The following is a 21,663-nucleotide window of genomic DNA, read 5'->3' as shown; positions in this document are numbered from 1 at the left end:
ACTCAGCCCCTACCTTCGAATGCCGGTGGCGAACGGGAGTGTGTTCACGAAGGCGCGGTGGTGCTCGCGGTCGCACCACTCCAGCTTCAGGTACGACTTTCCGGCCGATGCCCTGATGGTCCGCTTGTCGCGGGCCAGCGCCTCGGGGTTGCGGGAGGAGACGGTGATGTAGCCGACGAGGTTGACGCCGGCCGCGCCGCTGGCGAGGTCCTCGCCGCGCTGGTCGAGGCGGCCATGGGCGGCGATGTCGCGCGGGTCGACCGTGCGGTTCATCTTCGCGGCGCGGGACGCCTCGGCCTCGTCGTTGGTCTTCTCCGTCAGCATGCGTTCGATGGCGACCTCGGTGGGTTCCAGGTCCATCGTCACGGCGACCGTGCGGATCACGTCCGGGGTGTGGACGAGGAGCGGCGCGAGGAAGTTGACGCCCACCGGGGTCATCGGCCACTCCTTCACCCAGGCCGTGGCGTGGCACCAGGGGGCGCGGGTGGAGGACTCGCGGGTCTTGGCCTGGAGGTAGGTGGGCTCCATGGCGTCGAGCTCGGCCGGCCAGGCGTTGCGCTTGGTCATCGCCTGGATGTGGTCGATCGGGTGGTCCGGGTCGTACATGGAGTGGATCAGCGAGGACAGGCGGCTCTGGCCGAGCGGCTGCCGTACGCGGATGTCGGCCTCCTGGAGCCGGGAGCAGATGTCGGTCAGCTCACGGGCCATGACGACGGCCAGCCCGGCGTCCCGGTCCATCTTGCGGCGGCCCTGGGTACGCACCGCGCGCGCCATCGCGTTGGCCTCGGCGGCCAGATCGCGGTTGAAGTGCATACAGGCGACGAGGTACGCGCGGTGCTGCTCGCTGCTGGTCGACACCATCGACTGCAGCTGGTCGTACGACTGCTGGAGCCAGTACGGCGCCTTGTCGTCCCCGCGCTGCGAGACGTCCTTGGCGTGCGCGTCGGGGTCGGCGGGCAGCGTGCGGGCGAGCATCTGGATGCGGGTGACGAAGCCGTCGCCGTTGGCCACGTGCTTGAGCAGCGTGCCGAAGCGGTCGACGAGCGCCTCCTGGTCCTCCGAGTCGCGCAGGCCGACGCCGGGGCCCTCGATCTCGATGGCGGCGGTCACCGTCTTGCGGTCCGCGTGCAACTGTACGGCGATCTCGTCGGGCCCGAAGGGGGCGGCGAGCCAGGTGATCCGGCCGATCCCGGGCGGCGGGCCGATCTCGATCTCCCGGCCGTCGAGCCGGGTACCGGCCTCGACGACGCCCGAGCGGTACGTCGTGCCCTGGCGCAGGGTCCGCTTGTAACTGCGGTTGATTTCGAACCACTTGTAGAAGGTGCGGCCCCTGTAGGGCATGTACACGGCGGCCAGCGCGATCATCGGGAGGCCCGCGAGCAGCACGATCCGCAGGGACAGGACGGGGACGAGGAGGCCGGCCATCATGCCGAGGAACGCGCCCATGACGATCAGCGCGATCTCACCGGTCTCGCGATTGCGGCCGACGATCGCGTTCGGCCGGGCCCGGCCGATCAGATACGTACGGCGGGGCGTGATCGGATGGGACATATGGGCTTCGGTCGTCAACGCCCTTCACCTCCCATGCTGTTGTTGCTGCTGTTGCGGTTCCCGTGGGGCGTGCTCACCGGGCTGCCCGAGCGGGGGGCGGGTGCGGCGGAGGGGACAGCTCCGCCACCGCCGTTCGAGGTGCGCGCGCTGTGCGCGGCGACTCCGCCGGAGACGGGGTTGGACGGGCGGGCACCGCCGGAGGACTGGCCGCCCCCGCCGCCGTTGTTGTCGGCGCGCGTGCTGTGGGTCTTGATGCCCTGCGCGACCATGGTCGCCGGGGAGCTCATCACGGCGGCGGCCTTGCCTTCGGCGCCCTGCATGAGACGGTTGTTGCGCGAGTTCGCGATCTCGTCGCCGAAGCCCGGCACGAAGCGGTAGATCATCGCACTGGCGAAAATGGCCAGAAGAATGATCGCCAGGCCGGACACCACGGCGGAGAACGCGTTCGGGCCGTCCTCGTTGGACAGCGCGCCCGCCAGACCCAGCACTATGACGATGACCGGCTTCACCAGGATCACCGCGATCATGATGCCCGCCCAGCGCCGGACGTGACCCCACAGGTTCTTGTCGACCAGACCCGCGTACACGACCGTGCCCAGCAGTGCGCCCACGTAGAGCAGCGCCGCGCGGATGACCAGCTCCAGCCACAGCACACCGGCCGCGACGATCGACACCAGCGAGACGACGATCAGCATGATCGGGCCGCCGCCGATGTCGTTGCCCTTCTTCAGGGCGCCGGCGAACGTGCCGAAGAACGTGCTGGTCTGGTCGCCGGTCGCGTTCGCCAGCACGTCGGTGATGCCGTCCGTGGCCGACACGATCGTGTAGAGGATCAGCGGGGTGAACGCGGAGGCCAGCACCGTGAGCCACAGGAAGCCGATCGCCTCGGACAGGGCCGTCGTGAGGGGGACACCTCGTACGGCCCGCTTGGCGACCGCCATCAGCCACAGGAGCAGCGTCAGGATCGTCGACGCGGCGAAGACGACCGCGTACTGCTTCAGGAACGTCGGGTTCGTGAAGTCCACGGCCGCCGTCTCCTCGACGGCGGCACTGAGCTTCTTGATCGTCCAGGACGCGGCATCCGCACAGCCCTGGGCGAGGGAGCCGAGGGGGTCGAGGACGGAGGTCGGGTCGTTGAGGGTGCCGGCTCCTCCGGAGCCGCCGCCGGAGGCTCCGCCTTCGCCTCGTTCGCAGTAGTCCTTGGCAGGACCGACGATGAGGTCACAGTTGTCGTCGTTCGACGGTGTCGGTGATGGAGTGGGGGCCGCGGCAGCACGCGTGGCCAGTAGCAGGGCTGCGGCCTGCACGGCTGTCGTTACAGCGGCGACCTTGAGTACGAGGCGTCGGCTACCGGGCATAGGTGAAGCCTCCGTACTCCTCGACGGCCTTGGCCATCTCCTCGGCGGTAGACGCCCTGTTGTCTCCGGGGACGGGCGCGGGGCCGTCCTTCTGCGCGAAGCTGTCGACCTTCCAGTCGCCGTCCGCCCAGCGCAGCTGAAGGGTCATGGTGAACCAGTCGCTGCTGACCGGGTTGGTCGTGTTCTCGCCGGTCGTGCCGAAAACGCCGGAGCACCAGACCTCGACAGCGGCAGCGGTGTCCGAGTAGCTCGTGACCTTGGTTCCGATCGGCATGGTGCGCGAGACGTAAGCGCTACCGGGGGCCGCCTCGCCGTTCTCGTCCAGGCCGACGTTGCTCAGGAACTCCTTGGAGTACGCCTTGTTGAACCGGTCCTCGAGCGAGGCCTGTTTGTCGGCGACGAACACCTGCTGGACGATCTCGGTCCGCTTGGCGGGCTTGAGGATGTCGGCCGAAACCAGCGCCACCGCGTAGTTCGCCGCCGCGCTTTCCGCCCCCTGGCGGTCGTGGGCGAAGCCGGAGGGGATGCCGGCGTTCGCCGACCGGACCGGCTTCTCCCCCGACGGGGCCGTTGCCGCCGCCTTCGGGGAGTCGTCGGTCTCGTCCGTTGAGGAATCGTCTCCTCCACGGTTCGCGAAGGCGATCGCGGCGATCAGGAGCACCACCACGCCGACCACCGTGACCAGGCTGCGGGACGATGCGCGGCCGCCTCTGCGCCCGCTGCCGTGCGGACCGCCGCCGCTGTCCGGCATGCGGGTGCGGGTCTGGCCCGTGCCGCCGTACCCGCTGGTGTTCTCGTACTCGTCTCCGAGACTCATACCGCGTGCGCCCCCTCAGCGTCGTGCGGAAACACCTCGTACTCCGCGTACTCCTGGTACGACGGTAGCCGTGCTGGTCCCCGCGCGGGCGCGGTGTTATGAGTCGACATCAGGGAAACGCAACCTCAGGCGGTGGGCGCGACGGGCGGGTGGGGTGGAGGGGAGTCCGGGCGTGCCCGGTCAGAGGCATGGGGCGGGGCCCTACACGGCCATTCCGTACACGATGGTGAACACCGTGCCCAGCGAACCGATGATGAAGACGCCGGTGAGACCGGCGATGATCAGGCCCTTGCCCTGCTCCGCGCTGAAGGTGTCCCGCAGCGCCGTCGCACCGATGCGCTGCTTCGCCGCGCCCCAGATCGCGATGCCGAGGCAGATCAGGATGGCGAGCGCCATGACCACTTCGAGCATGACCTTGGCCTCGTTGCCCAGGCTGCCGAAGGGACCCCAGTCGGGAGCGATCCCGCCGATGATGGTGTTGATGTCTCCCTCGTCGGCCGCGAAGAACATGTAAGTCACCGCCCCTGTCGGGTCGTTCCGTGCCTCTGCGGGCATGCAGAGGTCAGGGCCCATTGTCGCCGACGATGACACCGTCGCATGCCGACTCGGCGTCATTAGTTGGCGGGTTTCGTATGGACAACGGCTGTCACCGGCGCGCGCCGGTCCCCGAGAGGGGCGCGGGTCGGTGGGTGATGAATCGTATCGTCACTCTGTGTATCACGGCCGAGCTGTGAAATGGTCGAACTCACCCGCGCGCACGCCCAGGACAAAGGTGTCCCACTTGCGTCGATCCGTGGTGACGGTGGTGTCGGGGGCGGCGGTGGCGCGGATACGGACCGTGTTGTCGTCGCCGGCGACCACCTCGATGCCGGTACGCCGGCCGTCCGTCATCTGCCGTTCCCCCTTGAGCGTCTGAACAAGGATCAGGAAGTCGTCGGCCGTGGTGGTGAGTATTGCTCCGCTGGGGTCGGCGGACTCGGTTATGTGGATGGACCGGGCGGTGAGGGCTACGTGGACGCAGGAGTTACCTTCGGGGCAGTAGGACGACTTCTGCCAGTTGATGGCGGACGGGGTGGTGGCGGCTACGTGGACGCAGGAGTCGCCGTTGCCGCAGTACGACGACTTCTGCCAGGTGAGCGCGGGCATGAGGGCTCCTTCAGAGATCCTTGAGGATGCGGTGGATGAACGGCTGTGACGTCTCGGGGGCGAGGGCCGCCGCCTCCAAGCGGTCGAGTAGTACGCGGTACTTGTGCAGCTGGGCCTCGGCGTCCAGGAACACCGGGCCGTGCGACTGGTCGAGGTTGACCGTGTCGAGCTGTGGCACGGGCCCCTCGGTGTAGTAGATCGACTGGCCGGAGCCGGCGAAGGTGCCTGCGTCGAACGGGATGACCTGTATGGCGACGTGGTCCCGCTCGCTCATCGTCAGGAGGTACTTGAGCTGCTCGCGTGTGACGTCGGGCCCGCCGAACTTCATGCGCAGGGCGGTCTCGTGAATGATCACCTGCTGCGGGGTCGGAGGATCCCTGAAGAGCACCGCCTGCCGCTTGATCCGGAACGACACCCGGTGCTCCACGTCGGGCGGCGGAAGCTCCGGTACCGCCTGTCTGAAGATCTCGCGTGCGTACTCCGTGGTCTGGAACAGGCCGGGGATGTGCACGGTGACGGCGGTGCGCAAGCGCGTGGCGTGGTGCTCCAGCTCGGCCATGTCCAGCAGTGCGGCGGGCAGCAGTTGGCGGTACTCCTCCCACCAGCCGCGTTTCCGCTCGCCTGTCATTCCCGCGATGGCTTCGACCAAGCTCGCGTCCGGGCAGTCGTAGTGGCAGGCCAGGGTGCGTACGCGTTCGGCACTCACTCCGAGCCGTCCGGTCTCCATGTTGCTGACCTGTGCCTGCTTCATGCCCAGCAGTCGTGAGGCCTCCGTCGAGCTGAGGCCGGCTCGCTCGCGCAGCTTGCGTAGTTCGGCGCCGAACCGAAGTTGACGTCCCGTCGGGTTGTTTCTCACGGGTGACTCGCCCGCCTCCGCGCTGTTCGTCACCCACACGGGTGGATGCTCTTAAGTTTCGCTATCTATCGGTGAAGAATATATCTACAACCCGCTAGCTTGGTTGCAGGCGCCCCGCCCCAGAAGCGCACCGATCGACGGATCGGCACCGCCACTGGGCAACCACCGTACGCACTCCACCAACTGCCGTCAGTGATCGGAGACTTCCGTGTCCACCGTAACGCCGCCCTGGTCCTACACCCTTCAGCTCCCGCACGACCCCCGCGCTCCGCGCATCGCCCGGGTCACCCTGCGGACCGTGCTGGGGGCGCACGGTCTCGGTGAACTCGTGCCCACTGCCGAGCTGGTGGCCGCGGAGTTGCTGGCCAACGCGCATCTGCACACCACCGGCCCCTACGCCCTGCGGCTGCGCGCCGCGGAATCGGGGCGGTTGCGGGTCGGGGTGTGGGACACGGACCCGCGGGTGCCGCCCGGCTTCACCGAGGCGGTGGCGCTCGACGCGCCGCCGGACGACGCCGAGAGCGGGCGGGGGCTTCCGCTGGTGCGGGCGTATGCGTCCACGTGGGGTGCGGGGGCGGTGGGGGGAGGGAAGTTGGTGTGGGCGGAGTGCGGTTGAGGCCGTACGCCCGGGCCCGCGCGGCACGCGCGTTCCTCCTCTCACATGATCACCCCGGAGGGGGACGGTCGCCTCTACACTGACGTCGGCAGCGGACTCCTGGACGGCGAGGGGCGGTTGACGGTGCGTAAGGCCTGGATCGCGGCAGGGGTCGCCGGGGGCTCCGTGCTCGCCTTCGTCATGCTGCTCGCCGTCGGTGTCTACGTCGTCGCGGGGAACCTCGCGGGCGGGGTCGGTGGCGGGGCCGCCAAGACGCTGGCGAAGGGGGCCGTGCCGGCCGCGTACCAGCAGCTCGTGGCGACCTGGGGCAATCTCTGCCCGGCCATCAACCCGGCGCTGCTCGCCGCCCAGTTGTACCAGGAGAGCGGGTTCAACCCGAAGGCGCAGAGCCACGCGGCGGCGCAGGGGATCGCCCAGTTCATCCCCGGCACCTGGGCCACCCACGGGGTCGACGGGGACGGGGACGGGGACCGGGACGTGTGGGACCCGAACGACGCGATTCCGTCGGCGGCGACGTACGACTGCGCCCTCGCGGGCTATGTGAAGGACGTCCCGGGAAATGCGACCGAAAACATGCTGGCCTCCTACAATGCGGGGGCGTATGCGGTCATCAAGTACAGCGGGGTGCCGCCGTACAAGGAGACGCAGAACTACGTCCAGCGCATCCTCTCGCTGGAGAAGAGCTTCGCCGCTCCGGTCGGCCGGGTCGACCCGTCCAAGCAGGCGGCCGGAGCCATCGCCTACGCCCAGAAGAAGCTCGGCACGCTCTACCTCTGGGGCGGTAACGGCACCGCTGACCAGGGAGGACGCTTCGACTGCTCGGGGCTGACGAAGGCCGCGTACGAGACTGTGGGGATCACGCTGCCGAGGGTGGCGAACGATCAGTACAACGCGGGACCGCATCCCGCGCGGGACGAGTTGCTCCCCGGTGATCTGGTCTTCTTCTCGGACGACCTCACCAATTCTCGGGCGATCCGGCATGTGGGCATTTATGTCGGTGGTGGGTACATGATCAATGCGCCCCGTCCGGGTGCGGTGATCCGATTCGACCCGATCGACACACCTGACTACTTTGGTGCCACTCGCGTCACCGAGGATGGCGCGAAAGCGCTCCCCACGACGGTTTGAGCGGCCGCTGAACCAGCCCCTGAGCTGCGAAGACGTATCTCTCTTCGATAACGTCTGCGTGATCATTCAGTGGAGTTGGAACGTACGGGCAAGAGTCGTGCGTTCCTGTTGTCGTAGCCCGAACAGTCAGCGGATCTACACACCACGGGGGTGGCCGGAGTGGCGTATCGCACTGTGCGCCGAGAGAGATGACGAAGGGGCCTCAGCACCAATGGCTGGACTCGCCGATTCCGGGTCGAACCCCGACGTCGACCTGCTCTATGACATCAACGGCCTGGCGAAGGCCGCGCCCCCGTGGCTCGACCGCATCATGGAGTTCGTGGGCGAGTTCGGCCTGTTGTTCGCCCTGCTGGCGTTGGTGATGTGGTGCTGGTGGGGCGTCAGGAAGCGGGGCGGCGAGGACGCGGCCCCGACCGTGGCGGCCCTGGTGTGGGCCCCGCTCGCGGCGGGCATCGCGGTCCTGGTCAACGTGCCGATCCGCGAGTTCGTGGAGCGGCGCAGGCCCTTCCTCGACCATGAGGGGCTCGAGGTCCTGGTCGAGGGCAAGACCGACTACTCGTTCGTCAGCGACCACGCGACGCTCTGCATGGCGCTGGCGGTGGGGCTGTTCCTGGCCAACCGGCGGCTCGGGATCATCGGCCTGCTGTTCGGGGTGGTGGGCGGCTTCATCCGGGTCTACATGGGCGTGCACTACCCGACGGACGTCGTGGGCGGGCTCGCGCTCGGCACGGCGGTCGCCCTGCTGCTCTCGCCGCCCGCCATGGCGCTGTTGACCCCGTTGATGCGGTCGGTCGAGCAGTCGCGCCGGGGGGCGTGGCTGATCAAAGGGGGACAGGCCGACGCGCGGGTGATTCCCGGAGAGGCGCGGTCGTCGGAGACGGGGAAGCGGGACCTGGCGGCGTAGGCCGCGCGGCACAGCTCTTCCTGTACTGAACGCGGATCGCCTCGCAGATCGGTCGGTGGGGTGACCCCCCGGGTATGTACCCGGGGGGTCACCCCACCACGTGTTTCCGGCCCTCGGTGCGGGCGAGGCTCCTGGCTCTTCGCGCGGGGCCGCGCCAGCCGCAACTGCAGCGGGCGAAGCAGAAAGGTCCCAGTTCGGCGGTGGTGATCCGGTGCTCCGGGGAGTGCTCCTTGGTGTCCTGCTGTTCCACCTCACCACGGTACCGCCCGGACGGCACCGCGTGAAACGGCCCGTGACGATGTCCGTGACGGGGTTCCCTACCGGTCGTTAACCCTGAAAAAGGGATAGCCCGTGTCGGACGGAGCGGGGGTAGGCGGACCATGGCTGGACGGCAACCGCGGCGTACGCGGATCGGTGATGCGGTCGTTGTTCTCGGGGTGGCCGGCGGGCTGGCGCTCGGTGGTGTCTCGGGGTGCGGCCGCAGCGGGGCCGCGACCGGCGGCGGGGACAGTGGCAGTGGCACGGCCGCCGGTGAGGTGGCGGTGGCCGTGCGGGAGGCCGCGGACGCGCTGGTGGACGCGGGCAGCTCCAAGGCGCGTACGTCCATGGAGATGGCCACCGGCGGCACCCGCGTGACCATCCGCGGGGAGGGCGTCTACGACTACCGGAAGCGGATCGGCCGGCTGAAGGTGTTGCTGCCGCAGGACCCGTCCGGGGAGGCGGTGCGCCTGCCCATCACCGAACTGCTCGCGCCGGGCGCGCTGTTCATGAAGAACCGGGGCGCCGGAGTGCCCGCCGACAAGTGGGTGCGGGTGGACACCGGGACCCTGTCCGACGGGAATCTCGTCACCGGCGGCGTCACCGATCCGTTCACCGCCGCCGAGCTGCTGCGCGGGGCGCGGACGGCGACGTACGTGGGGAGGACGGAGCTCGCGGGCGCCGCGGTGCGCCACTACCGGGGCACCGCGGATCTGCACGAGGCCGCGCACGCCGCCTCGGAGGCGAACAAGGGGCCCCTCGGCGCGGCGGCGGCCGGGTTCGCCACCGCCGAGGTCCCCTTCGACGTCTACCTCGACGACCAGGGACGCATCCGCAAGGTCCGGCACCGCTTCAGCTTCGTGAACGAGGAACAGTCCGACCCGGTCGAGGTCGCCTCCACCACCCTGCTCTACGACTTCGGCGCCCCGGTCGACGTACGCCTCCCGGAGGCCGACGACATCTACGCGGGCCGGATCGCGGAGGAACGGGGCGGGGGAGTGGGCCGGGGCGCGGGCCGAGAGTGACCGGCGTGAACTAGCCCTTACGTGCCATGCGCGGAGGGCCGGGGGCTGCCTACGCTAGGGAGCCTCTGGCCGTATGACCGTATGGATGAGGTGACGTGTGTGGCTCCGCTCGGCGGTGGTGGGATGGTTCAGGACCATGTGGCCCTCGGCGAGATCGAGCTGTGCGGAGAGCTGATCATCGCCGCTTCCGCCGCCCAGGGGCCGCTCAGCCTGGAGAGCATAGACAAGGTGCTGAAGGTGGCCGAGGTGTGCACGGAGTCGACGGTCGGGTCGCGGGCACGCCGGTCGTAGGGGTCCGGCACGTAGGGGTCCGGCACGTAGAGGCTGGGGCCGTATTCGGTCCGTGGCGGTCCGGTCCGTGCGGTCGAAGCCGGTGCTGTTGGTCCGTGGTGGTCGGGGCCGGTGTTGCCCGGTCCGTGGTGGTCCGGGCCGTAGCGGTGCGGGCCGGTGTCGGTGGGTCAGGTGCGGAGCATGCGGGCGATGGCCTGGGTCGCTTCCTTCACCTTGGCGTCGATCTCGTCGCCGCCCTTGACGGCCGCGTCCGCCACGCAGTGGCGCAGGTGCTCCTCCAACAGTTGCAGCGCGAAGGACTGCAGGGCCTTGGTGGAGGCGGACACCTGCGTGAGTATGTCGATGCAGTAGACGTCCTCGTCGACCATCCGCTGGAGGCCCCGGATCTGGCCCTCGATGCGGCGCAGGCGCTTGAGGTGTTCCTGCTTCTCGTGGTGGTAGCCGTGGATGCCCCGGTCGTGATCGGTCACGATGCCGGGTGCGGTGTCGGCCGCCACGTCGGGGGACGTGTCGGTGGAACCATTCACATTCGGGGCATCGGTGATGCTTTTCGTTCCGGTTGTGGCCGTTACTTGCGTCACGTCCGTCACGTCCGTCCCGTCCGTTGCGTCCGGAGAAGAGGGCGCGTCCGCGCCGGCCTCGCTGGTCGTCATCGAGTCCTCCTGGTGCAATGGCGGGCGACATATACCCCTGGTGGGTATATGGTACCGAACTTTGCTGGGTATAGGGACTGTGGCCGGTGCCGTCGGCACCGGCCGTGGTACGGCCTGGGCCGCCCCCGTATCTGTCGGCCCACCTGATGGGTGACACTGGTGGGCGGCCCGTAGTCGTGGCTGGACGGTGCGCCCAGCATCAGCCACACCGAACCCGATGCACCCCGAGGACCCCACGTGCGCTTTCGCCTGACTCCCAGGGAGACGAGCTTCTACGACATGTTCGCCGCATCCGCGGACAACATCGTCACGGGCTCGAAACTCCTCATGGAACTGCTCGGGGCGGACACCCCTGCCCGGGGTGAGATCGCCGAGCGTATGCGGGCCGCGGAACACGCGGGTGACGATGCCACCCATGCGATCTTCCACCAGCTGAACTCCTCGTTCATCACGCCCTTCGACCGCGAGGACATCTACTCCCTCGCGTCGTCCCTCGACGACATCATGGACTTCATGGAGGAGGCCGTCGACCTGGTCGTCCTCTACAACGTCGAGGAACTGCCCAAGGGCGTCGACCAGCAGATCGAGGTGCTGGCGCGAGCCGCCGAGCTCACCGCCGAGGCCATGCCGAACCTGCGCACCATGGACAACCTCACCGAGTACTGGATCGAGATCAACCGCCTGGAGAACCAGGCCGACCAGATCCACCGCAAGCTCCTGGCCCACCTCTTCAGCGGTAAGTACGACGCCATCGAGGTGCTCAAGCTGAAGCAGATCGTGGATGTGCTCGAGGAGGCGGCCGACGCCTTCGAGCATGTGGCGAACACGGTGGAGACCATCGCCGTCAAGGAGTCCTGAGCCCCTTCATGGACACCTTCGCTCTGATCGTGACCATCGGGGTCGCGCTCTTCTTCACGTACACGAACGGCTTCCACGACTCGGCGAACGCCATCGCCACCTCCGTGTCGACCCGCGCGCTCACCCCGCGCGCGGCGCTCGCCATGGCGGCCGTCATGAACCTGGCCGGCGCGTTCCTGGGGTCCGGGGTCGCCGAGACCGTCAGCAAGGGGCTGATCCAGACCCCCGAGGGCTCGACGGGCATGGGGATCCTGTTCGCCGCGCTGGTCGGCGCGATCACCTGGAACCTCATCACCTGGTATTACGGCCTCCCGTCCTCCTCCTCGCACGCCCTGTTCGGCGGCATGGTCGGAGCGGCACTGGCCGGCGGGACGACGGTGTACTGGGACGGGGTGCTCGAGAAGATCATCATCCCGATGTTCCTCTCGCCGGTCGTGGGCCTGCTCGCGGGCTACCTGGTCATGACAGCGATCATGTGGATCTTCCGGAACTCCAATCCGCACAAGACCAGGCGGGGCTTCCGCATCGCCCAGACCGTGTCGGCGGCCGGCATGGCGCTCGGCCACGGTCTCCAGGACGCGCAGAAGACGATGGGCATCGTGGTGATGGCGCTCGTCATCGCCGACGTGGAGGAATACAGCGAGCCGATCCCGGTGTGGGTGAAGCTCGCCTGCGCGCTGATGCTGTCGCTGGGCACCTACGCCGGCGGCTGGCGGATCATGCGGACGCTCGGGCGGAAGATCATCGAGCTGGACCCGCCGCAGGGCTTCGCGGCCGAGGCCACCGGCGCGACGATCATGTTCGGGTCGGCGTTCGTGTTCCAGACGCCGATCTCGACGACGCACGTGATCACCTCGGCGATCATGGGTGTCGGCGCGACGAAGCGGGTGAACGCGGTGCGCTGGGGTGTCGCCAAGAACATCATCCTGGGCTGGTTCATCACCATGCCCGCGGCGGCCCTGGTGGCGGCGGGCTCGTACGGGCTCGTGTACCTGGCATTCCTGTAGCCGGTGCCGGTGCCGGCACCTGACATCTGGCATCTGGCACCTCCTGGTACCTGACACCTGGTACCTGGCAGTGGCCGGCATCTCGCGCCTCGGGCCTCGTGTCCGGCGCCGTACGGACGAACGAACGAATGGGCCCGCCCCCGGTAGTGGGGGCGGGCCCATCTGTGTCCTCGCGGTGGCACCGCCATGCAGCACCGCGAGGGGTTCGGATCAGCCGAAGCGGCCGGAGATGTAGTCCTCGGTGGCCTGGACCGACGGGTTGGAGAAGATGCGCTCCGTGTCGTCGATCTCGATCAGCCTGCCCGGCTGGCCGACGGCCGCCAGGTTGAAGAAGGCCGTACGGTCCGAGACGCGCGCGGCCTGCTGCATGTTGTGCGTCACGATGACGATCGTGAACCGCTCCTTGAGCTGACCGATCAGGTCCTCGATGGCGAGGGTGGAGATCGGGTCCAGGGCGGAGCAGGGCTCGTCCATCAGGAGCACCTTCGGCTCGACCGCGATCGCGCGGGCGATGCACAGACGCTGCTGCTGACCGCCGGAGAGGCCCGAGCCGGGCTTGTTCAGGCGGTCCTTGACCTCGTTCCAGAGGTTGGCGCCCTTGAGGGACTTCTCGACGACGTTGTCCAGTTCGGACTTCTTGTACTTGCCCGCCAGGCGCAGACCGGCCGCCACGTTGTCGTAGACCGACATGGTGGGGAACGGGTTGGGGCGCTGGAAGACCATGCCGACCTCGCGCCGCACGGCGACCGGGTCGATGCCGACGCCGTAGAGGTTCTCGTCGTCGAGCATGACCTTGCCCTCGACCCTGCCGCCGGGCGTGACCTCGTGCATGCGGTTGAGCGTGCGCAGGAAGGTCGACTTGCCGCAGCCGGACGGGCCGATGAAGGCGGTCACGGAGCGGGGCTCGACGGTCATCGAGATGTCCTCGATGGCGAGGAAGGAACTGTAGTAGGCGTTGAGGCCGCTGATGTCGATGCGCTTGGCCATGGGGATCACTGCTTCTTTCGGGTCCGAGTCGCCGACTCTTCGTCTGGCCGCGTCAGCGACCGGTCTTCGGGGCCTTCCAGCGGGCGATGCCGCGGGCCACGAGGTTGAGGATCATGATGAACGCGATGAGCGTCAGGGCCGCCGCCCAGGCACGGTCGTAGGCCGCGCCCTCGCCGCCGCTGTTCTGGTACTGCAGATAGATGTACATCGGCAGTGACGCCTGCGGGTCCTGGAAGGGGTTGGCGTTGATCACGCTCGTACCCCAGACCAGCAGCAGCACAGGAGCGGTCTCACCGGTGATGCGGGCGATGGCCAGCATGACGCCGGTGGTGATGCCGCCGATGGACGTCGGCAGGACGACCTTCAGGATCGTGCGCCACTTCGGGATGCCGAGCGCCAGGGACGCCTCGCGCAGCTCGTTCGGAACGAGCTTGAGCATCTCCTCCGTGGAGCGGACGACCACCGGGATCATCAGGATGCACAGGGCGAGCGAGCCGGCGAAGCCGGAGTAGCCCATGTCCAGGATGATGATCCACAGGCTGAGGATGAACAGACCGGCGACGATGGACGGGATACCCGTCATGACGTCGACGAAGAAGGTGACGGCCTGGGCGAGCTTGCCGCGCCCGTACTCGACCAGGTAGATCGCGGTCAGCACACCGATCGGGACCGAGATCAGGGAAGCGATTCCGACCTGCTCCAGGGTGCCCAGGATGGCGTGGTAGATACCGCCGCCGGGCTCGGTGTCGGCGACGACGCCCATGGAGTGGGTGAGGAAGTAGCCGTCGAGGACCTTCACCCCGCGCTTGAGCGTCTCCCAGATGAGGGAGGCCAGCGGGATGACGGCGATGATGAAGGCGACCCAGACCAGGCTGGTCGCGGTGCGGTCCTTGGCCTGGCGCTTGCCCTCGACCGTGGCCGACAGGACGTAGGAGCCGACGATGAAGAGGACCGCGGCGATCAGCGCCCACTGGATGCTGCTGTCCAGGCCGGCCACGGCGCTGATACCGAGGCCCAGCGCGACGGAGCCGACGGCGACGGCGACGGCGTACCACTTGGGGAGCCGGGCACCGTGCAGGGAGCTCGCGGACTTGGGGGTGATCATTGCGTGGCTCATGCGTTGGCCCCCGAGTACTCCTTGCGACGGGCGATGATCAGGCGGGCGCCGCCGTTGACCAGCAGAGTGATCACGAAGAGCACCAGACCGGACGCGATCAGCGCGTCCCGGCCCATCTCGCTGGCCTCGTTGAACTTGCTGGCGATGTTCTGCGCGAAGGTGCCGCCGCCCGGGTCGAGCAGGCTGGCGTTGATGTCGAAGGACGACGAGAGGATCATGGCCACGGCCATCGTCTCGCCGAGCGCGCGGCCGAGACCCAGCATCGAGGCGGAGATCACGCCGGAGCGGCCGAAGGGGAGCACCGCCATGCGGATGACCTCCCAGCGGGTGGCGCCCAGCGCGAGGGCGGCCTCCTGGTGCATCTGCGGCGCCTGCCGGAAGACCTCACGGCTGACGCTGGTGATGATCGGAAGGATCATCAGGGCGAGCAGGATGCCCACGGTGAACAGCGAGCGCCCGGCGCCGCCGTTCCACTCGAAGATGCCGGTCCAGCCGAGGTAGTCGTTCAGCCAGCCGTAGAGGCCGTCCATGTGCGGCACCAGGACGAGTGCGCCCCACAGGCCGTAGACGATGGACGGCACGGCGGCGAGCAGGTCGATCACGTACGCGATGGGGCCGCCGAGCCTGCGCGGGGCGTAGTGCGTGATGAACAGCGCGATGCCCACCGAGACCGGGACCGCGATGACCATGGCGATGACCGACGACACGACGGTGCCGTAGACCAGGACCGCGATGCCGAACTCCGGCGGGTTACCGCTGGGGTTCCAGTCGAACGACGTGAAGAAGTTGGCCTCGTTGTTGCCGAGCGCGAGGACGGCGCGGTACGTGAGAAAGCCCGCGATCGCGGCCATGATCGCGAGAACGAGGATGCCGGATCCCCGGGAGAGCCCGAGGAAGATCCGGTCGCCGGGGCGGGTGGCGCCGCGGGCGGCGCGCTTCTGCTCGGCCGACGGGGGGACGGGGGGCGGGGCGGTTCGTTGTGTGGATATGTCCATCAGGGTCTCCGGTCTGCGGGATTCCTCGCTGTTCGAGGGTCCCCCTGGCGGCGGTGCACCGGACGGTGCGGCCGGCCCCGGTTCTCGGGGCCGGCCGCACTCGGATCAGCTCAGGCTCGAGACGGTCTCGCGAACCTTGGTGATGATCTCCTTGGGCATCGGGGCGTAGCCGGCGTCCGCCAGCAGGCCCTGACCGTCCTCGGAGGCCATGTAGTTCAGGAAGGACTTCGTGGCGGGCAGGGTGTCCGCCTTGTTGCCCTTGTCGCAGGCGATCTCGTACGTCACCAGGACGAGCGGGTAGGCACCCTCGGCGTCCGGGGTGTAGTCCAGCTCCAGCGCGAGGTCCTTGCCGGTGCCGACGACCTTGGCGGCGCCGATGGCGGCCGTGGCGTTCTCGATCGTGGCCTTGACCGGCTCGGCGGCCTCGGTCTTGACGTCGACCGTCGTGATGTCCTTGGCGTAGGAGAGCTCGAAGTACGAGATCGCACCCGAGGTCTGCTTCACCTGCTGCGCCACACCGGAGGAGCCCTGAGCGGACTGGCCGCCCTTGGCCTCCCACGACTTGCCCGACTCGTAGGGCCAGGCCTTCGGCGCGGCGGCCTTCAGGTACTTGGTGAAGTTGTCCGTGGTGCCGGACTCGTCCGAGCGGTGGAAGGCCTGGATCTTGAGGTCGGGGAGCTTCGCGTCGGGGTTCAGCTTCGCGATCTTCTTGTCGTTCCAGTTGGTGATCTTGCTGTCGAAGATCTCCGAGATGGTGGCGGCGTCCAGGACGAGCGTGTCGACACCCGGGACGTTGTAGCCGACCGCGATCGGACCGCCGACCATCGGCAGGTCGATGGCCTGGCCGTCGGTGCAGATCTTCTTGGAGTCCGCGATCTCCTCCGGCTTGAGGGCCGAGTCGGAGCCGGCGAACGCGGTCTGACCCTGGAGGAAGGCGGTAATACCGGCGCCGGAACCGTCGGGACGGTAGTTGACCTGCACGTCCTTGCAAGCGGCCGTGTAGTTCTTGACCCAGGCGTCGATCGCGTTCTTCTGAGCGGAGGAGCCGGAGGCCTGGAGCTGGCCCTTGGCGTCGGCACAGTCGATGTTGCCGGTCTGAGCGCTTGCGGAGGCGTCACTGGAGCTGCTGGCACCCTTGCTGGTGTCATCCGAGCCGCACGCCGTGAGGGCCAGGGCGCCGGAGACGGCGAGAGCACCGAGAGCGAGGGCACGCCGGTTCTTGCGCTGAAGCTTCACTTGAGTTCCTTCCAGGAGCCGCCGTCCTGAATTCCGGCGGCGTGCGAAGTGCAAAGTCAGTCCGAGCGATGCGAGTGCCCGTTCGGCGGGCGGTTCGCATCGCGTAAGGCCGAAAGTAGGCAGAAGAGGTGAAGCAGCCCGTGGTCGCAAGTGAACGGGAGGTGAACCCCTGTGGACGGTGCGGTGAGGTCACGGAACGCTTACGTCGAGGACACGGGACGATACCGGGCCGATGTCGGGCAGGAGCGGGACAGTGGGACAGTGCGGACACGGCGCGGACCAGTGCGGACACAGTGCGGACACCGGTCGGACATCGGTGCGGCGCCAGTGCGGACAGGCGTGCGCGCAGACGAGGTGCCGGCAGGCGCTGACCGCCGCTATGCCGTCGGGCGGAACGTGGCGAGGAGGGCGTCCACCAGGTCCGCGTCCCTCGGCTCGGTGAGCCGGCGGCGGGCCATGTGCGGGGGGAGCCACAGGATGCGGTCCACCTCGTCGTTGGGGGTGAACGTGCCGGAGACCGCCTCGGCGGCCCAGTAGCGGACGCGCTTCGGGCGGCCGTTCGCCAGATAGTGCGCCGACGGGAGCTCGGCGGCCGCCACGGCGGAGTGCCCCGTCTCCTCGGCGACCTCGCGCAGCGCACCCGCGAGCGCGTCCTCGTCGCGCTTCAGCTTTCCCTTGGGCCAGGACCAGTCGTCGTACTTGGGGCGGTGGACGAGACACACTTCGAGCGTGCCCGTGACCGGGGAACGGCGCCACAGGACGCAGCCGGCCGCCTGGACGATCAGGCGGCCGGCCGGGCGCGGGCTGCGGTAGTCGTGGTCGGACGGGGTCGAGCCCACCGGGGCCTCCCTACAACGAGCCGAGGACATCCTTCTGCCAGCCGCGCTGGAACGCGTACCGCGCCGCCTCCACCTCGTGCCGCTGGTCCGCGTGGAGTACCCCGAGCGCGTACGCCGTGGCCGGGGTGATGCGCGGGGTACGGGCGGCGTTCGCCGCGGCCGCCGAGGCCTCGGACGCGTCCCGGTGCCGGTCGAGGGCCTCGCCGGCGATGAGGAGGCGGATGTCGGGGGGCGGGGCGGCGGCGGTTGTGGGCTCCGCGGCACCCGCGGTTCCGGTGGCCTCGGCGGTTTGGGTAGTCGGGGTGATTTGGGTGGCTTGGGTGGTGCCGTCGGCGGGAGTGGCTGGGGCGGGGGTGCGGTACAGCACCTCGCGGGCGTACCGGTGCAGGCGCAGCAGCAGGCGGACCTGGTGCCAGGGGGCGTCCTGCGGGTGCGGGGCCAGGTCCGGGGACAGCCCGTGGACCAGCGCCTCCGCGTTGTACGGGCTGCCCGCGGTGAGCAGGGGCAGCGCCGTGACGGCGTCGACGAGCCGCTCCCGCGCGGCCTCGGCCAGCGGGCGCAGGTCGACGGCGGAGGCGGCCGGGGTCAGCGGAACCTCGCTGGCCAGCACGGCGACCTTGTCGGCGACGGCGTGGAACCGGGAGGAGCCGAGGGCCTGGAGCGCCGTGGAATGCGCCCGGGTCCGGGCCAGGGTGAGCTGCCGGTCCAGCAGGGCACCGGCCTTGGCGGCACCCACGGTGAGGCTGCCGCGCTCGGTGGCGGTGGCGGTGGTCCCGGTTCCGGCGGCGGTGGCGGGGGAGGCGGAGGCGCCCCTGGCGGCGACGGTGGCCGGGACGGAGGACCGGGCCGGTCCGCCCGGTCCGCCCGCCGAACCGGCCCCGGCCGTCCCCTGGGCCGGGAACGCCGCCGTGCCGGACAGTCGGTGCAGCGCCTGGAGCAGCCGCTCCAGGCGCGTCGAGCAGGCGTGTTCCAGCGCCAGGGTGCCGGAGACCCAGGCCAGCTCCGGGCGCATCGCCTCGGACCAGTCGGGGTCCAGGACCGACTGGAAGGTGTGCAGGCTGCCGCTGATCCGGCGGGCCGACCGGCGCAGCGCGAGCGTCGCTTCGACGGACCCCTCCGAGGCCGCGCCCGCCCCCGTCTCCCGGTGGAGGCGCAGCGCGCGCAGGAACTCGGTGGCCTGGGCCCGTAGATAGCCCGCCAGGGCCTCCGCGGACACCGGAGCGGCCGTCGGACCAGTTGTCAGGCCGGTTGTCAGGCCAATTGTCAGGCCGGTCTTCGGGCCGGTCCTGGAGCCGGGTCCTGAGCCCGGTCCTGAGCCGGTTCTCGGGTCCGTCGGGTCAAGGTGTTGCTGTGCCACGCCGGCGCCTCCGGGCGTCTATGAGCATCTCCTGGATGTGTCGCAGGGGCTGGCCGTCCGCGTCCGTCGCGTGCCGGGTCCACTCGCCGTCCGGGCCGAGGTGCCAGGACGTGGTGCTGTCGGACATGCCGGTCTCCAGCAGCCGGTTCAAGGACGCCCGGTGGGCGGGGTCGGTGACCCTGACCAGCGCCTCGATACGGCGGTCCAGATTGCGGTGCATCATGTCCGCGCTGCCGAACCACACCTCGGGCTCGCCGCCGTTGCCGAAGGAGAAGACGCGGGAGTGTTCGAGGAAGCGGCCGAGGACGGAACGGACCCGGATGTTCTCCGACAGCCCCTCGACGCCCGGCCGGATCGCGCAGATGCCACGCACCCACACGTCCACCGGCACCCCCGCCCGCGAGGCCCGGTACAGGGCGTCGATGATCGCCTCGTCCACCATCGAGTTGACCTTGATGCGGACGTACGCGGGGCGTCCGGCGCGGTGGTGCTGGGCCTCCTTGTCGATCCGGGAGACCAGCCCGTCGCGCAGGGACTTGGGGGCGACCAGCAGCCGCCGGTAGGTCTCGCGGCGCGAGTAGCCGGAGAGGCGATTGAACAGGTCCGAGAGGTCCGCGCCGACCTGCGGGTCGGCGGTGAGCAGGCCGAGGTCCTCGTAGAGCCGGGCCGTCTTCGGGTGGTAGTTGCCGGTGCCGACGTGGCTGTACCGCCGGAGCGTCTCGCCCTCCTGGCGGACCACCAGGGACAGCTTGCAGTGGGTCTTCAGCCCGACCAGGCCATAGACGACGTGGCAGCCGGACTCCTCCAGCTTGCGCGCCCACTTGATGTTGGCGGACTCGTCGAAGCGGGCCTTGATCTCGACCAGGACGAGGACCTGCTTGCCGGACTCGGCCGCGTCGATGAGCGCGTCGACGATCGGGGAGTCGCCGGACGTCCGGTACAGGGTCTGCTTGATCGCGAGGACGTCCGGGTCGGCCGCCGCCTGCTCCAGGAAGGCCTGCACGGACGTGGAGAACGAGTCGTACGGGTGGTGCAGCAGCACGTCCCGGCTGCGGAGCGCGGCGAAGACGTCCGGCGCGGACGCCGACTCGACCTCGGCGAGGTCGCGGTGGGTGCCGGCGATGAACGAGCGGTACTTCAGCTCCGGCCGGTCGAGCCCGTGGATCCGGAAGAGGCCGGTGAGGTCGAGCGGCCCCGGCAGCGGGTACACCTCGGCCTCACTGATCTTCAGTTCGCGCACCAGGAGGTCCAGGACGTCACGGTCGATGGACTCCTCGACCTCGAGACGCACCGGCGGCCCGAAGCGGCGCCGCATGAGCTCCTTCTCCAGGGCGATGAGGAGGTTCTCGGTGTCGTCCTCCTCGACCTCCAGGTCCTCGTTGCGGGTGAGCCGGAAGGCGTGGTGCTGGAGCACCTCCATACCCGGGAACAGCTCCTCCAGGTGGGCGGCGATGACGTCCTCGACGGGGACGTAACGGCCCGGGGAGCTCTCCAGGAAGCGGGACAGCAGCGGCGGCACCTTGACCCGGGCGAAGTGCCGGTGACCGGTGACCGGGTTGCGCACGATCACGGCCAGGTTCAGTGACAGCCCCGATATGTACGGGAAGGGGTGCGCCGGGTCGACCGCCAGGGGGGTCAGCACGGGGAAGATCTGATGCCGGAAGAGGGTGAACAGGCGGGCCTGCTCCTTCTCCGTCAGCTCGCTCCAGCGGACCAGGTGGATGCCCGCGTCCGCCAGCCCGGGGAGGACGTCCTCGTGGAAGCAGGCGGCGTGCCGTGCCATCAGCTCGCGCGAACGGGCCCAGATCATCTCCAGCACCTCGCGCGGCTGGAGGCCGGATGCGGAGCGGGTGGCGACACCGGTGGCGATACGGCGCTTGAGACCGGCCACCCGGACCATGAAGAACTCGTCCAGGTTGCTGGCGAAGATCGCGAGGAAGTTGGACCGCTCGAGGAGGGGGGTGCTCGGGTCCTCGGCGAGCTCCAGAACGCGCTCGTTGAAGGCGAGCCAGCTGCGCTCCCGGTCGAGGAACCTGCCCTGGGGCAGCGGTTCGCCGCCCGTGTCCGACTCCTCGTAGACGTCCAGGTCCGAGTCGATGTCCGGTTCCAGATCGGAGACCGTCCCGGCCACGGTGTGCGGCCGGTGGGCGGCGATCGAGCCCACGGAGGGCTGCGCGTGTTGTACCTGATCCTTGGCGTTGGCGTCGGCTTTGGCATTCGACTGGCTCATGGATCCATTGTTCCGCGCCACGAGCCTCACGGGCGCGTCGGACAGCGCGGGTGGGAGCGACGGTGCCCCTGGGACGGCCCCGTTCCCCCTGCGGGACGGGGGCGGCTCTGGCGCGGCGGGATGCATTCGCCGAGCGTCGCAAGACTGTCTGAATCACCGGTTACGGCGACATGGCGTGCGGGCTATCGGGGGGCGGCCCGCGAGGGTCGGGGCGGGCGCGCGGAGGCCGGATGCCCGGCGCGCGCACCGGGCACCCGCACGCCGGTGGGGTGTCGCTCCGGTCGGGGGGTCCTTGGGGCGACCGTACGTGCTGGGAGGGGTGGGGGGTGCGGGTGGGGGTGCGCGAGGTCCTGGGCGGGGGCGCCGGGGGTGCCGGGGGTGCGGGGGTGCGCGGAGGCTCGGACCGGGGCTCGGGTGCGGGGGCTTGGGCGGGG

The 21,663-nt window shown here is 69.4% G+C and carries 22 protein-coding genes; 7 read left to right on the top strand and 15 right to left on the bottom strand.

Annotated elements, in window-relative coordinates:
- Positions 1-9: 9 nt before the first annotated feature.
- The 6 genes from ACFPZI_RS31335 to ACFPZI_RS31310 all read right to left on the bottom strand — a co-directional run bounded on the left by ACFPZI_RS31335 (position 10) and on the right by ACFPZI_RS31310 (position 5,728).
- A complete protein-coding gene (locus ACFPZI_RS31335; protein ID WP_381370246.1) occupies positions 10-1,551 on the bottom strand; it encodes an SCO6880 family protein in 1,542 nt (513 codons plus the stop codon).
- A 14-nt stretch (positions 1,552-1,565) separates the two neighbouring features.
- Entirely contained in the window at positions 1,566-2,909 is a 1,344-nt protein-coding gene (locus ACFPZI_RS31330; RefSeq protein WP_381370243.1) for a hypothetical protein, read from the bottom strand.
- The gene (locus tag ACFPZI_RS31325) at positions 2,899-3,726 is read right to left on the bottom strand and encodes a DUF8175 domain-containg protein (protein ID WP_381370240.1); all 828 of its coding nucleotides are present in this window, start codon (positions 3,724-3,726) and stop codon (positions 2,899-2,901) included. The genes ACFPZI_RS31330 and ACFPZI_RS31325 overlap by 11 nt, the downstream gene beginning before the upstream one ends.
- Positions 3,727-3,927: 201 nt before the next feature.
- Positions 3,928-4,236: a hypothetical protein gene (locus ACFPZI_RS31320; protein ID WP_381215746.1), complete on the bottom strand. Its 309-nt coding sequence runs from the start codon at positions 4,234-4,236 to the stop codon at positions 3,928-3,930.
- Between the two features lie 207 nt (positions 4,237-4,443).
- On the bottom strand, positions 4,444-4,872 hold the full coding sequence (locus ACFPZI_RS31315) for a DUF397 domain-containing protein (protein ID WP_381370237.1): 429 nt from the start codon (positions 4,870-4,872) through the stop codon (positions 4,444-4,446).
- A 10-nt stretch (positions 4,873-4,882) separates the two neighbouring features.
- A complete protein-coding gene (locus tag ACFPZI_RS31310; protein ID WP_381370234.1) occupies positions 4,883-5,728 on the bottom strand; it encodes a helix-turn-helix domain-containing protein in 846 nt (281 codons plus the stop codon).
- A 208-nt stretch (positions 5,729-5,936) separates the two neighbouring features.
- On the opposite strand from ACFPZI_RS31310, the gene ACFPZI_RS31305 reads away from it, so the two are divergent.
- The 3 genes from ACFPZI_RS31305 to ACFPZI_RS31295 all read left to right on the top strand — a co-directional run bounded on the left by ACFPZI_RS31305 (position 5,937) and on the right by ACFPZI_RS31295 (position 8,376).
- Positions 5,937-6,344 (top strand): ATP-binding protein, encoded by a 408-nt coding sequence (locus ACFPZI_RS31305; protein ID WP_381370231.1) that lies wholly within the window; start codon positions 5,937-5,939, stop codon positions 6,342-6,344.
- 117 nt (positions 6,345-6,461) lie between these two features.
- Positions 6,462-7,472 carry a C40 family peptidase gene (locus ACFPZI_RS31300; RefSeq protein ID WP_381370281.1) on the top strand — a complete coding sequence of 337 codons (1,011 nt, stop codon included), beginning with the start codon at positions 6,462-6,464 and terminating at the stop codon, positions 7,470-7,472.
- 211 nt (positions 7,473-7,683) lie between these two features.
- Positions 7,684-8,376, top strand: a complete 693-nt coding sequence (locus ACFPZI_RS31295; protein ID WP_381370228.1) for a phosphatase PAP2 family protein — start codon at positions 7,684-7,686, stop codon at positions 8,374-8,376.
- 88 nt (positions 8,377-8,464) lie between these two features.
- On the opposite strand, the gene ACFPZI_RS31290 is transcribed toward ACFPZI_RS31295, so the two are convergent.
- On the bottom strand, positions 8,465-8,626 hold the full coding sequence (locus ACFPZI_RS31290) for a hypothetical protein (protein ID WP_381370225.1): 162 nt from the start codon (positions 8,624-8,626) through the stop codon (positions 8,465-8,467).
- A 130-nt stretch (positions 8,627-8,756) separates the two neighbouring features.
- Here ACFPZI_RS31290 and ACFPZI_RS31285 point away from each other — a divergent pair, with 130 nt between their 5' ends.
- Together ACFPZI_RS31285 and ACFPZI_RS31280 are read left to right on the top strand one after the other, a co-directional pair.
- On the top strand, positions 8,757-9,659 hold the full coding sequence (locus ACFPZI_RS31285) for an SCO4651 family lipoprotein (protein WP_381370222.1): 903 nt from the start codon (positions 8,757-8,759) through the stop codon (positions 9,657-9,659).
- Positions 9,660-9,782: 123 nt separating this feature from the next.
- The gene (locus ACFPZI_RS31280; RefSeq protein WP_381370220.1) at positions 9,783-9,950 is read left to right on the top strand and encodes a hypothetical protein; all 168 of its coding nucleotides are present in this window, start codon (positions 9,783-9,785) and stop codon (positions 9,948-9,950) included.
- Between the two features lie 167 nt (positions 9,951-10,117).
- On the opposite strand, the gene ACFPZI_RS31275 is transcribed toward ACFPZI_RS31280, so the two are convergent.
- Entirely contained in the window at positions 10,118-10,603 is a 486-nt protein-coding gene (locus tag ACFPZI_RS31275; protein ID WP_381370218.1) for a metal-sensitive transcriptional regulator, read from the bottom strand.
- 237 nt (positions 10,604-10,840) lie between these two features.
- On the opposite strand from ACFPZI_RS31275, the gene ACFPZI_RS31270 reads away from it, so the two are divergent.
- Together ACFPZI_RS31270 and ACFPZI_RS31265 are read left to right on the top strand one after the other, a co-directional pair.
- A complete protein-coding gene (locus ACFPZI_RS31270) occupies positions 10,841-11,461 on the top strand; it encodes a DUF47 domain-containing protein (protein ID WP_381370215.1) in 621 nt (206 codons plus the stop codon).
- 8 nt (positions 11,462-11,469) lie between these two features.
- Entirely contained in the window at positions 11,470-12,468 is a 999-nt protein-coding gene (locus ACFPZI_RS31265) for an inorganic phosphate transporter (RefSeq protein ID WP_381370212.1), read from the top strand.
- Positions 12,469-12,678: 210 nt separating this feature from the next.
- On the opposite strand, the gene pstB is transcribed toward ACFPZI_RS31265, so the two are convergent.
- The 7 genes from pstB to ACFPZI_RS31230 all read right to left on the bottom strand — a co-directional run bounded on the left by pstB (position 12,679) and on the right by ACFPZI_RS31230 (position 21,355).
- On the bottom strand, positions 12,679-13,455 hold the full coding sequence (gene pstB / locus ACFPZI_RS31260; RefSeq protein ID WP_381370209.1) for a phosphate ABC transporter ATP-binding protein PstB: 777 nt from the start codon (positions 13,453-13,455) through the stop codon (positions 12,679-12,681).
- A 52-nt stretch (positions 13,456-13,507) separates the two neighbouring features.
- Positions 13,508-14,572, bottom strand: a complete 1,065-nt coding sequence (pstA, locus tag ACFPZI_RS31255; RefSeq protein ID WP_381370206.1) for a phosphate ABC transporter permease PstA — start codon at positions 14,570-14,572, stop codon at positions 13,508-13,510.
- Complete coding sequence (pstC, locus tag ACFPZI_RS31250) at positions 14,569-15,567, bottom strand: phosphate ABC transporter permease subunit PstC (RefSeq protein ID WP_381370203.1); 999 nt, start codon at positions 15,565-15,567, stop codon at positions 14,569-14,571. The genes pstA and pstC overlap by 4 nt, the downstream gene beginning before the upstream one ends.
- 105 nt (positions 15,568-15,672) lie before the next feature.
- Complete coding sequence (gene pstS, locus ACFPZI_RS31245) at positions 15,673-16,803, bottom strand: phosphate ABC transporter substrate-binding protein PstS (RefSeq protein ID WP_381370200.1); 1,131 nt, start codon at positions 16,801-16,803, stop codon at positions 15,673-15,675.
- A gap of 377 nt (positions 16,804-17,180) precedes the next feature.
- Entirely contained in the window at positions 17,181-17,642 is a 462-nt protein-coding gene (locus tag ACFPZI_RS31240; RefSeq protein ID WP_381370197.1) for an NUDIX hydrolase, read from the bottom strand.
- A gap of 10 nt (positions 17,643-17,652) precedes the next feature.
- Positions 17,653-18,999 (bottom strand): CHAD domain-containing protein, encoded by a 1,347-nt coding sequence (locus tag ACFPZI_RS31235; RefSeq protein WP_381370194.1) that lies wholly within the window; start codon positions 18,997-18,999, stop codon positions 17,653-17,655.
- Positions 18,980-21,355, bottom strand: coding sequence for an RNA degradosome polyphosphate kinase (locus tag ACFPZI_RS31230; protein WP_381370191.1), 2,376 nt, complete (start codon positions 21,353-21,355; stop codon positions 18,980-18,982). The genes ACFPZI_RS31235 and ACFPZI_RS31230 overlap by 20 nt, the downstream gene beginning before the upstream one ends.
- Positions 21,356-21,663 lie beyond the last annotated feature (308 nt).

Source organism: Streptomyces chlorus (assembly GCF_042655885.1).
GTDB classification, from domain to species: Bacteria; Actinomycetota; Actinomycetes; order Streptomycetales; family Streptomycetaceae; genus Streptomyces; species Streptomyces chlorus.
The sequence above is the reverse complement of the archived record's forward strand: the minus strand, read 5'-3'. Positions and strand labels throughout refer to the sequence as shown.